This is a genomic window from Pseudomonas sp. KH_017 (genome assembly GCF_057840285.1).
Genome location: NZ_CM174509.1, coordinates 2,817,981 through 2,831,154, shown reverse-complemented (window position 1 = coordinate 2,831,154; position 13,174 = coordinate 2,817,981). Strand labels below are relative to the sequence as shown.

At 59.9% G+C, this 13,174-nt stretch carries 3 protein-coding genes; 1 reads left to right on the top strand and 2 read right to left on the bottom strand.

Annotation, left to right across the window (positions count from 1 at the left end; all coding sequences use genetic code 11):
• Positions 1-74: 74 nt before the first annotated feature.
• Entirely contained in the window at positions 75-2,372 is a 2,298-nt protein-coding gene (locus AC3IT6_RS12850) for a fatty acid cis/trans isomerase (protein ID WP_489355982.1), read from the bottom strand.
• A gap of 156 nt (positions 2,373-2,528) precedes the next feature.
• Between AC3IT6_RS12850 and metH the strand changes: the two genes are divergently transcribed.
• Positions 2,529-6,239, top strand: a complete 3,711-nt coding sequence (gene metH / locus AC3IT6_RS12845) for a methionine synthase (RefSeq protein WP_489355980.1) — start codon at positions 2,529-2,531, stop codon at positions 6,237-6,239.
• A 148-nt stretch (positions 6,240-6,387) separates the two neighbouring features.
• Here metH and AC3IT6_RS12840 read toward each other — a convergent pair whose 3' ends face one another.
• The gene (locus AC3IT6_RS12840) at positions 6,388-13,005 is read right to left on the bottom strand and encodes an NEL-type E3 ubiquitin ligase domain-containing protein (protein ID WP_489355978.1); all 6,618 of its coding nucleotides are present in this window, start codon (positions 13,003-13,005) and stop codon (positions 6,388-6,390) included.
• Positions 13,006-13,174: the final 169 nt, after the last annotated feature.

Here is a 13,174-nt window from a genome sequence, read left to right as displayed (position 1 = left end):
GTCAGTCGCCATCAAGGCTGCCTGACACGACGTCTTCGCGAGCAAGCCCGCTCCCACAGGGGGTCAGCAGTGGATCAGAGGTTCTCGTAGCGGTTCATGTCCAGCACGCCCTCTTCCACCGGGTCATTTTCCTGGATGTAGCGACTCAGGTCATGGAAATAAACCCAGAATTGCGGATGACTGCGGCGTATTCCCCAACGTTCGACGATTTTCTCGAAGCTGTCAGTGTCCTTGGCGCTTTCCATCGCATCCACGAACGCTGGCACTTGCCCGGCCGGAATGTTGAACATGAAGTTCGGGTAGCTGCTGAGCACGCCGGGGAAAATCGTCAAGGTGTCGAGCCCCGGTTGGTAGCGCAGCGATTCGCCGAGCAAAAACGCCACGTTGCTGTGGGCACGGTTACGCAACAGGCTATAGACCTCACGCTTGCCGCTGCTGGTTTCGATCCGCAGCAGGGTGGCTTCCGGCAGTTGGTCGATGACCTTCAGCCCGGCAGCCGGCCGCGAAGTCAGACGGCTCAGCGCCTGCTCGGCACTTTGCAGGTCCGGGTCGATGTTCGGCCGCGAACAGTAAGCGCCGTCGCAGCGATTGATCGGGTCGGGCCTGGCATTGAGGTCGCCGTATCGGGCCAGCAGCTGATTGGCAAAGTCACGCTTGGGGTCAACCGGATTGAGTTTCAGCGCGGTCGGCTTGTCGTCGTCGATGGTCTCGTAGTCGAGCCACATCTTGAATTTGCCACTGTTCTGATACCAGTCGTCAAGGTAGCCATCTCGGGAATCGGCGGGCATCAGGCGCAGGAAGTTCTGCTCGGCGCCGTTGCGGATCAGGTCGAAATACAGGCGCGTCTGAGCCTGGTGGGACAGGTTGCCGAACACATCGAAGTTCACTGCCAATTGATAGTAGGTGCGCTCCAGCAGCGGATAGTCGAACAGCCATATCGTTTGCGGCACTTCGCCAATCAGGCCTTTGGTCACCGAAGCGCTGTCGAAATGGCGGAAGATACTCAGCAACGCATTGTCGTTGCCGGCCCACAGGGTCGACCAGCTCGGCGCAGGCTCGTCGGCGTAGCTGTCCCGGCGCAAGGCTTCGTATTCATTACGCTTGTCGCGGTAGTCGTGCCACAGGCTGAGGACGCTGCCGACATCATCGTTCTGCCCCGGCATCGCCAGCAACGGCGTGGCCTGCCCGCGATAGTTCGGATCGGTGACATACAGGTCGTGCTCGGGCGCCTGGAACAGCGCCCAGAAATTATCGCGGATCACGTCCGTGGCGATCTGACCACGACACACCGGCCCACGGATGAAGGTGCGCACAAAATACTCGGCGTTATCGAGCATGAACTGATAGCGCGCCTGGGCCGGAATAGCTTCGAAGGTGGCAAACGGGTTGGCCCGGCTCTGCGGCCCATAGCCTGGCAATGCGTCGACCTGCCAGTTGCCGCTGTAGAACAGGCTCTTGACCCGCGCCAGCTTCGCCGGACTCAGCGCATAGGTGATGTGGGTCTTGTGCACGATCACGCCCTGCACCGGCCACAACCGATAGTAGAACTGCGTGCCCGGATCATCGTTCGGGCGACGGGTGTTGATCAGGTCAATCGGCTGGCCGGTCGGGGTGCGCGAACGCACCCACTGGAAGAAATGCCCAGGCTCGCCGTCCTTGAAGTAGAGATGGGCGAGGAACCAGTGCTCGTACAGCCAGCGCCCCACCAGGCTTTCCCGGGCGCCCGGCGAATTGAGCAGGTTTTCCCATTGCACCACCTGCAAGGCTTCCCTGGCGCTGGGCGCCAGCGCCTGCTGATCAATCGGCGCGCCTGCCGCCAGCCAGCGTTGCAGCGTCTGGTACTGTTGGTCGGTCAGGCCGGTCACTGCCAGCGGCATACCCTCCTTCGGATGCTTGGCGGCGTAGCCGTCGAACTCCGCGGGCATGGCACACATGTTTTCCCGGTTCAGGCCCAGGACGATGTCTTCCGGCAGCCTCGCATTGGGTTGCAACGGAGTCTTGTGGCCAAGCTCCAGCATCCGCGCCATCAGTGCAGCCTGGCTGCCCTGGGCATCGAGCACCGAATAAAAGCCCTTTTGCTGCCAGGCCTGTTTGCCAGAGGCGTCATAGAACAGTCGGGTCGGTGCAACCGCCTGGCGACGGTCACCGTCATAGACCGGGACTTTGGTCGCGCCACGTGCCGCGCCCTCACCGCTGCCCAGGTTGAGCTGACAGGCGGCGTCGTTGCAGGCGTGGCAGGCCACGCACTTTTCAGTGAAGATCGGCTGAATGTCGCGGCTGTATGAAATGGCAGAGGAAATCGCCGGACTTTGCGCCACGGCGCCCCAGCTTAAAAACAGCAGCAATGTGCCGATGACGAAGCGATACGACATGTCCCTGGTCCCGGATCCTGAAAAAACGCCGCGATTCTACCGGTCTGTCATCCTTACCAACATGAACGATATTCATGCAAATTCGAGTCATGCTCCAAAAGCGCACAGGTTTGCTATCATCCCGGCCCTTCGTCATGGCCTTACCGAGTAGTCCAAATGTCCGATCGCAGCGTTCGCCTTCAAGCTCTCAAGCACGCCCTCAAAGAGCGCATCCTGATTCTCGATGGCGGTATGGGCACGATGATCCAGAGCTACAAGCTCGAAGAGCAGGATTACCGTGGCAAACGCTTCGCTGACTGGCCAAGCGATGTCAAAGGCAACAACGACCTGTTGGTACTGACTCGCCCGGACGTGATTGGCGGCATTGAAAAAGCCTACCTGGACGCTGGCGCCGACATTCTGGAAACCAACACCTTCAACGCCACCCAGATTTCCCTGGCCGACTACGGCATGCAAGGCCTAGCGTATGAGTTAAACGTAGAAGGCGCACGCCTGGCACGCAAGGTTGCCGACGCCAAGACCCTGGAAACCCCGGACCGACCACGCTTCGTCGCCGGCGTGCTCGGTCCTACAAGTCGCACCTGCTCGTTGTCCCCGGATGTGAACAACCCCGGCTACCGTAACGTGACCTTCGATGAACTGGTGGAAAACTACACCGAGTCCACCAAAGGCCTGATCGAAGGCGGCGCCGACCTGATCCTGATCGAAACCATTTTCGACACCCTGAACGCCAAGGCCGCGATCTTCGCCGTACAAGGCGTGTTCGAGGAACTGGGGATCGAGCTGCCGATCATGATTTCCGGCACCATCACCGACGCCTCGGGCCGCACCCTGTCGGGCCAGACCACCGAAGCGTTCTGGAACTCCGTGGCCCACGCCAAGCCGATTTCCGTCGGCCTGAACTGCGCCCTCGGCGCCCGCGAATTGCGCCCGTACCTCGAAGAGCTGTCGAACAAGGCCAACACCCACGTTTCCGCGCACCCGAACGCCGGCCTGCCGAACGAATTCGGTGAGTACGACGAATTGCCGTCGGAAACCGCCAAGGTCATCGAAGAATTCGCCCAGAGCGGCTTCCTCAACATCGTCGGTGGTTGCTGCGGCACCACGCCGGGCCACATCGAAGCCATCGCCAAGGCCGTGGCCGGTTATGCGCCGCGCGAGATTCCGGACATCCCGAAGGCTTGCCGCCTCTCGGGCCTTGAGCCGTTCACCATCGATCGCAACTCGCTGTTCGTCAACGTCGGCGAGCGGACCAACATCACCGGTTCCGCCAAGTTCGCCCGTCTGATCCGCGAAGACAACTACACCGAAGCCCTGGAAGTCGCCCTGCAGCAGGTTGAAGCCGGCGCCCAGGTGATCGACATCAACATGGACGAAGGGATGCTCGATTCGAAGAAGGCCATGGTGACCTTCCTCAATCTGATTGCCGGCGAGCCGGACATCTCCCGCGTACCGATCATGATCGACTCCTCCAAGTGGGAAGTGATCGAAGCCGGCCTCAAGTGCATCCAGGGCAAGGGCATCGTCAACTCGATCAGCATGAAGGAAGGCGTCGAGCAGTTCATCCATCACGCCAAACTGTGCAAGCGCTACGGCGCCGCCGTGGTGGTGATGGCCTTCGACGAAGCCGGCCAGGCCGACACCGAAGCGCGCAAGAAGGAGATCTGCAAGCGCTCCTATGACATTCTGGTCAACGAAGTGGACTTCCCGCCGGAAGACATCATCTTCGACCCGAACATCTTCGCCGTCGCCACCGGTATCGAAGAACACAACAACTACGCCGTCGATTTCATCAATGCCTGTGCCTACATCCGTAACGAACTGCCGTATGCACTGACCTCCGGCGGCGTGTCGAACGTGTCGTTCTCGTTCCGTGGCAACAACCCGGTGCGCGAGGCGATTCACTCGGTGTTCCTGCTGTATGCGATCCGCAACGGCCTGACCATGGGCATCGTCAACGCCGGGCAACTGGAGATCTACGACCAGATCCCGGTGGAACTGCGCGACGCCGTGGAAGACGTGATCCTCAACCGCACCCCGGAAGGCACCGACGCCCTCCTCGCCATCGCCGACAAGTACAAGGGCGACGGCAGCGTCAAGGAAGCCGAGACCGAAGAGTGGCGCAACTGGGACGTCAACAAGCGTCTGGAGCACGCACTGGTCAAGGGCATCACCACCCACATCGTCGAAGACACCGAAGAATCGCGCCAGTCCTTTGCTCGCCCGATCGAGGTGATTGAAGGTCCGCTGATGTCCGGTATGAACATCGTCGGCGACCTGTTCGGCGCCGGCAAAATGTTCCTGCCGCAAGTGGTGAAATCCGCCCGCGTGATGAAGCAGGCCGTGGCTCACTTGATCCCGTTCATCGAACTGGAAAAAGGCGACAAGCCGCAAGCCAAGGGCAAGATCCTCATGGCGACCGTGAAAGGCGACGTGCACGACATCGGCAAGAACATCGTCGGCGTGGTGCTCGGTTGCAACGGCTATGACATCGTCGACCTCGGCGTGATGGTGCCGGCGGAGAAAATCCTCCAGGTGGCCAAGGAACAGAAGTGCGACATCATCGGCCTGTCCGGCCTGATCACCCCGTCGCTGGACGAGATGGTCCACGTCGCCCGGGAAATGCAGCGCCAGGACTTCCACCTGCCGTTGATGATCGGTGGCGCCACCACCTCCAAGGCGCACACGGCGGTGAAGATCGAGCCCAAGTACAGCAACGATGCGGTGATCTACGTCACCGACGCCTCCCGCGCGGTGGGCGTGGCGACGCAGTTGCTGTCCAAGGAGCTCAAGGCCGGTTTCGTCGAGAAAACCCGCCAGGATTACATCGAGGTTCGCGAGCGCACCGCCAACCGCAGCGCCCGCACCGAACGCCTGAGTTACGGCGCGGCCATCGCCAAGAAACCGCAATTCGACTGGGCGGGCTACACGCCGGTCAAACCGACCTTCACCGGCACCCGGGTGCTGGACAACATCGACCTCAACGTCCTGGCCGAGTACATCGACTGGACGCCGTTCTTCATTTCCTGGGACCTGGCCGGCAAGTTCCCGCGCATCCTCCAGGACGAAGTGGTCGGTGAAGCCGCCACCTCGCTCTATAAAGACGCTCGGGAAATGCTGACCAAACTGATCGACGAGAAGCTGATCAGCGCCCGTGCGGTGTTCGGTTTCTGGCCGGCCAACCAGGTGCATGACGACGACATCGAGCTCTATGGCGATGACGGCAAGCCGATGGCCAAGCTGCATCACCTGCGCCAGCAGATCATCAAGACCGACGGCAAGCCGAACTTCTCCCTGGCCGACTTCGTCGCGCCCAAAGGCAGTGAAGTGACTGACTACGTGGGTGGTTTCATCACCACCGCGGGGATCGGTGCCGAAGAGGTGGCCAAGGCTTACCAGGACGCCGGCGACGATTACAACTCGATTATGGTCAAGGCCCTGGCCGACCGCCTGGCCGAAGCCTGCGCCGAGTGGCTGCACCAGCAGGTGCGTAAAGACTACTGGGGTTATGCCAAGGATGAAGCGTTGGATAACGATGCGCTGATCAAGGAGCAGTACAGCGGTATCCGTCCGGCACCGGGCTACCCGGCCTGCCCGGACCACACCGAGAAAGCCCAGTTGTTCGCCCTGCTCGATCCAGAAGCCCAGGAAATGCGCGCAGGCCGCAGTGGGGTATTCCTCACCGAACACTACGCGATGTTCCCGGCGGCAGCGGTCAGCGGCTGGTACTTCGCTCACCCGCAGGCGCAATACTTTGCCGTGGGCAAGATCGACAAGGACCAGGTGCAGAGCTACACCTCGCGCAAAGGCCAGGAATTGAGCGTGACCGAACGCTGGCTCGCGCCGAACCTGGGTTACGACAACTAAACAGCCTTGCCGATCACATTGTGGTTGGCAAGGCCTTCTGTAGGAGCGAGCTTGCTCGCGATAGCGGTCTATCAGTCAACATCGATGTTGAATGTTGTTCCGCTTTCGCGAGCAAGCCCGCTCCCACATTAGCTATCCGGCGGCTGATTTAGCTATTCCTGGCCGATGTCCCTGGTTGCGGTTCTTCACCCGCAACCTCCTTGCGGGACAACTCGATCATCTTCGCGTTGCGCGCCGCCGTCTGTTCGAACATCTGAGTCAAAAGAGCAGCGTCATCGGCGATATCAACACCGTCATCCTCCCCTGCCTGACTCTCCGCCTCATCAAGTGCCGTGAACTCTTCAGGGTATTTCTCCTTGAGATAACTCACCCAATAGTCGCGCTGGATCAAGTCTTCGAAAAACCCGTCGGACCGTTCCGCATTGACGATTTCCACGCGCGCGTGCGCCAGTTGTTGTCGCGTGACGCCCGAGGCATACGTCATGTGTTTCGGCTGACCCGGCAGGATCAGGCCGTCATCCCAGCCCTCCGTCAGACCGATTCGATAACCCAGGCGCACCTCGGCCTCATCCTCGCCGGAATGAGCCGCGGCTTTGGTCGCCAGATCATCGATCTTGTCCAGTCGAAACAGCTGCCTGGACAGTTTCAGCAGTGCTTCGCCCTTCACACTCAGGCCTCCAGGCGGAATGTCGAGCAAGGCATTGTGGGTGAACACTTTGCTTTCCAGCCCGCTGAACGTGAGGATTCGCCCGTCGACACAGGTGCCATGGGTGCTCGAACTGGCGAACAGGACTTGCCGAAGCTCGCTGTTGCTGGCTGCGGCCTCCATCACTGTCCAGACCCGTCGCGTCAAGTCGGCACTGGCCACCCGAAACTCCCGGGTGTCTTGCAATCGCTCAAGCAAATGAAAGAACGCAGCATTGTCCGGCTCGGCTGCCAGCCGATTCCAGATTTCGCTTTTACCGGCCTGTTCCTCCGCAGGCACATTGGCCAGCCAAGGGGCCTTTTGCGCGGAATCAGGCTCAACGTCAGGGAGTTCTTCATCCGACTCGATGCTGTCACTGTCGCTTTGGTCGTGAGCATCATCAAGCAACTCGTCGAGTTCAGCGCGCGAGAGTCCCAGCACGGTGTCCCGTGCTCCTGAATCACGGTAGGCCCTCAAGCGTTCGAGGCTTTCAAGCGCCAGGTTGTTGTCGCTCAGATCGATGCCGATCATCAGGACGTTGTGATTGCCATCCAGAGCCTGCGCCGGAACCGATGTGATGTCGTTACCACTCAGATTCAGGACTCTGAGGTGGGCGGCATCCAGCACGCCGCCCGGCCATTGCGTCAGATTGTTATTGCGCAGATCGAGTGTCACCAGCGCATCGAAAACGTCGAGATCGAAGGAGTCCAGTTCGTTGTAGCCCAGGTCCAGCCGCTTCAGGCGTTCCAGATTGCTCAACGAGGCGTAGAGGTGCTCGGCATCGTCCAGCCGGTTCGAAGACAGTTCCAGCCGCTCGAGCAAATCCATGCGCTGGACCGGCTCGGGTATTGCCTCCAGCCCATTGCCATTGAGTTCCAGGGTTTTCAGCAGGGTAAAGGCATCGAGGAACCCGTCGGAGCCTGTCCGGGTCAGTTTTACACCGGTCAGTTTCAACGTACCGACGTGCTCGAACGTTGCCGGCAACGTGGGAAGATCGCCCAGTTGCAGGCCGCTCAGATCCAATACGGCATTGGCAACACCCTCCACGCCGGTCAGGCCTTCGCGCCAGCATTCGAGGATGCGCAAGGCGCCCAGCCTGCGAATGCTTGAGGACGTCATCCAGCCTGTGCCGCGCACTCCACGGGTAAAGATCCAGCCGTTCAACTGACGCGTAAGCGCTTCGAAGGTCTGTTCCCAACCGGCAAGACGCTCACTGATTTGCACCTCGGTCGCCCCGCGCTCGCGCATCTGTTCCAGCGCTTGCAAGGCTTCATCATCCGCCAGTGTCGGCTTCAAACGTTGCAGACGCCTTGTGAAAACCTCGGCCCCTTCTCCCGCCGCAACCTCAGGCAGCGCCAGCAAATGCTGCGCAATGGAAAGCCCACTCTCGGACGGCGGGAAACCGAGCGGTATCGGCTCCAGGGCGAACCGCTCCAGGGCACCCTCCGGCAGCACCCTGGCAACGTCTATTCGCTGCCAGGCGCTCTTGAGCATTGCGCCAGCCTGAGGGGTCAAGGGCGAACCGCCGAGATTGGTTTTGAGCAATACTTCATTTTCCAGCACTGCCACCGGCAGCTCGGAAATCTTGCTGTCGCGCAAATCCAGCCAGGTCAGCTCCGGCAAGTCCTGGGCACCTGCCGGCCACTCCCGCAACTCTGTCGCGTGCAGGTTCAAGGCCTTGAGGCGAGTCATTGCGCTGACGTCCAGGGTGTTCACAGGGTTGCTGCTCAGTTCCAGATATTCGAGCGTCTGCAACCCATCGAGACCTTGCTGAACACCTGAATCGACAACAATCGCGTTATTGGAGAGATCCAGCTGAGTCAATTTTCCGAGATCGTTGGGACCGATGGGGATTTCCGTCAGGCTGCAACTACGCAAGTCGAGTGTTTGAAGTTCGGAGAACCCATTGATGAAACCGCGAATCTGTTCTGCAGGCGCTTTACTCCCCCTCAAATACAGCGTTTGCACCTCTGGGAAAGCGCCGGCCGGCAGCTCGGGAAAACTACTCAGTCCCAGATTAGGCAAGTCGAGCACCGAGGCATTGGCTGTAGCGCCGTAACGCTTGAATACACCGTTGCGCCAGCACGCTCTCAGGGAGTTTGCCGCTAATGTCCGACCTGCCACTTCATTGATCGCGGTTGGCAGTTTAAGCGCACGATAGGACCAGTCATTGAGGTTGCGGTTGAGCACATGGTGTTGCTCACTCAAGGCTTCGATCGCCCCGTACCTCGCCTCGGCGTCCTGCCACTGCTCGACAAACCGATTGAACAAGGCCTCGTGATTCTCGTTGATGCCCTCGCCAAGGCGTCTCAACTCACCCTTGCTGTAATCCCTGACCATTTCCTCGAGATCAACAAGGTGTGGGGATTGCCTTTTGGCGTACTCATACGCTGGCCTGAAATTTTCACGAAGGACATTCGACCAGTCCAGCGACAGTCCGGACCAGAGCTTTCCATGTCCGTTGAAAATGCCGTCGGGCAAGGTTCTGATTCCGGTGCCCTTGAGACTCAATCGCTCAAGGCGCGGCAGTTCGAGAACCCCGGCGGGCCATTCAAACATCGCAAGTGCCAGCACATCCAGCCGGCGCAGATTGCGCAATTGGCTGACATCCAGCGCAATCGGCGTGAACCCCGAACAATAGACAGTGAGGTCCTCAAGCCTGGTCAGCGCGCTCAGCCTCGACGGCATGTCGACGGCGTAGGGAGCGGCTGAATACAGGCTCAGATCGGTGAGCTCCGGCATCGTGCCGATGGCCTCGGGCACATTGCTGAACTGGTTGTCCGTGGCGTTGATCCGCAGTCTTTTCAACCTGGGGAAATTCGCCAACAGCACATCGGCATTGGCGTCCGTGATACACCGGCCCCGGACGTACAGATCACGCACATGGGAGAAATCCGCCGACAACGAAGGAAGCGCTTGATCACAGGTCAGGTCAAGCAACGTGAAGCGCGAGTGCTCTGCGGCCAATGGCGAGTTGCGCCAGCTTTGCTTGAGGCTCTGCGCGACCGAGGCCTTGCCGCCCAGCATGCGTTCCAGGGCAGAGCTCGGCGATGGCTCGCCAACCCAATGATCGAGCGTCGCCTCAAGCATCTCCCACTCGCGCAGGCGGGCCTGCAACAAACCGTAAATCTGCGCATCGGTTTTTCCCGCACGCAACTGCGCCAGGACAAATCCGTTGGCCTGCTGTTCGGTCAGCGCCGGATAGACATCCCGAACCCGCGTCGCCAGCGAAGGATTGATCCCTTGCCCGCGTCCGCTGGCGTAGTACCCCACCAACCGTTCGTTGACCCGAACCGGAGGCTTGAACTTCGCAGTCTTGCCAGTGCGTGTCTCCAGGCGTTGTGCCAGTTCGACACGATGGGCGCTGGCGTAGTCGATGATTGCCGTGCGCAACTGGCTGCCCTGAGCCACATGAGGAACACCCAGCGCCTGGCGCGCCGAGTCGGGCAAGGCGTGCATGATCGACGAGTAAAAGTTGTCGCCATTTCGAGGAATGCCGTTGAGCTCCTCGCCGCGTTCATCGAACGCCTGGTAAGCCGGTCCTTTCTTGACCACGTATTTACGCGTGACGGCAGTCTGACTGCCAATGCCATCGATCAGCGGCCCCTCGACGTGACCGTCGCGCACTTCCAGGCGCACGCTGTCGGACCAGCCCGGCAGCTTCTCCAGGGAATGCAGTGCGAGCCATCGGCTGTCCGCCGACGCCATTCGCTCCAGATGCAACCCGGCAAAGGCACGGTTGACGCGCCCTTGTCGTGCATACCAGCGGCCCTCTTCAAGCATGCTCAAGGGAATCCGCCGCGTCGTCTGCCACCGTGCCAGTTCCTCGGCATTGGCATCCAGCAACACTCTGTTGGCAGCCGGTTCACTCAGCCCCGGGCAAGCGCGCCGCAGCATCGCCACCGGTCCCTTGACCGCCTCGGTGTTCCCCGGGCCAGGCTCGAACGCCGACAACAACTCAGCCAGCCCGGGAGGCGGAGGCAGGTGATCGAGATGCATCTTGCGCAGGGCACTGTCACGGGTACCGCTGGCATCGGCGATGGTGAGCAGTTGTTCGTCAGTCAGGGCCTCGGTCGCATGGCCCATGCGCCGCAACAGAGTCAGTCGGTCCCACTCAAGAGGACGTTCCAGCGTATGGCGCCAGGCACCGTAGCCGTTGTGTTCGAGAATCGGTCGCCAGGCCCCGGTATCGGACGGATGCTTGATGCGCCATTTTTTCAGCGTTGAATCAAAGGTGATCTCATACACCTTGCCCGCCTGGCGAATGTAAGTCCTGCGGTTCGCACGAAACTGTCCCAGGGCATTGGGGGCGATGTCATCGCCCAGCTCAACGTTGCACTCATAGGCCTCCAGGTCGGGTTTCCACAGCCGTGTCGCGCCATCGGGGCGCTTGATGGCGTCCAGCCCTTCGATCACCGGCTCCGGTGCAACCGGCGCTATCTTGCCGAGCACCTTGCCGGCCCCGGCCATCGCCGCGATCAACGCCAGGTTTTCCGCGACATCGATCAGGTGCGCCTTGGCCGCATGGCGATCACCTTCACTCCATTCGATACCCCCTTCGAACGACTCGTACAGCAATTGCCCGGCCATTACCGTCAGCATGATCTCGCCCAGCACTGGTACGAACATCGACACCATGTTCAAGCCCAGCATGCCGATTTCCAGCAGGTGATTGAGCTTTTCTGCCCGCACCTTTGCATCGACGTCCGCCGTGGGTACGGCATGACTGCGCGCATCGGCGATGACCTTGGCGCGGTTTTGCTCGTAGAGATAGATCCAGAGATCAGTGTTGGCAGCCCAGATGCCGGCCACGCCTTTGCGATTGACGTCGACAGGCTTGAGATACGGATCTTCGACCGGCTCGCGCCTGGTCGAACGCTCTGGTGGCAATTCCTTGATGCGGGCGATGGAAGAAAGCACGGGAATGTACTGCGCGACTTTCACCCAGATAGAGTGCAAGGGATCGGCGGGAGCATCCGCGGCTTTACGGGTGAACTGACTGAAATAGTAAGGGCGGTCGGCGTAAGCGACGAACTGGCTGAAAAACCGCTGGTGCTCCGTCGGTCCATCACTCGATGGAGATGCGCCAAGGGCTGTGAATTGCCGCTTGAATTCTGCCCTCATCCGCTCAGGGGTATAGCGTTTAAGCGGATGCTCCGGATCATGAGGAATGTAAACGATGAAATCATCGGAATAGCGATATTGTTCACAGATGCCGAACACGACGCAGCCTGTCATCCTGCGTTTCATCAAACTCAGGTCACGAAACCAGACAGGCCTGTTGCCGAGACGGGGATGAACTTCGCCGTTAACCACCGAAAGAATCATTGCGTAATCGTCGGGCTCGATGTCCTTTTTCAGCAGCGCCAGTTCGGCTGCCGCCCTCAATGCCGCTTTCTGGCTGGCAACGAATTGCTGGCGCAATGTCGTTTCCTTCTGCGCATCCACTGGCTGGAAAAACGCCTTCACTCGGGTTCGATACTGCGCACCGATATCCAGCTTGCGACAGAGAGAGAGGAACTGCCTGACCGACATGCTGAAGGTAGCGACCTCGAACGTGCCTGGCGTCGATGTCTCGATCACAAACCCGGACCCACGATGAAAGGCGCCCTCCTCACACTCGGACGCTTCGAAGTTATGCAGTGCCGCTTGCAACAACGAAATCTTCATCACCTCGAACGAGGCGATCTCTATTTCAAGGTCGCTGACTTCCAGCGCTCGCCTGAGACACACCAGGGTTTTGTTGACGTCGACCTCAACACCAAATTGGTCCTTCAAGGCCTTGCGCAGTATCGGCTCGGCAAAGCTTTCGGCATCTGGCAGCGACGACATCGTCTTGTCGAGCCGGGCCTGGGAAACAAAACTGTCGTTGAAAACGTCTTTCAGTGCCTGCTGTTGCTCGCGGGATGCTCGCTGGTACCAGTGCGGCGGGAGCGAGCCGCTCGCTTTCATTGCTGCTCGCCGCTGCGGCGTGGCATCGATCAACCAACCAGGCGTCAACTGTTCAAGAAGTTCGCGATGAATGCTGTTTCGGCCCGGAACCAGGCGTTGACGAGGCACAGAGGGGGGATGGGTAGACATTATGTCGCTCCTGAATAATGGAACGACAGAACATCATTTCAGCGAACCGCTTCTGCGGTAGATAGTTATCGCACCGATCAAGACTGATTTCAAAATGCGTCGATCCACAGGCCGCTCCGACCACAACACTGGCCGCCGGATTGTCTATGCTCTGAGGACCTAATGACAG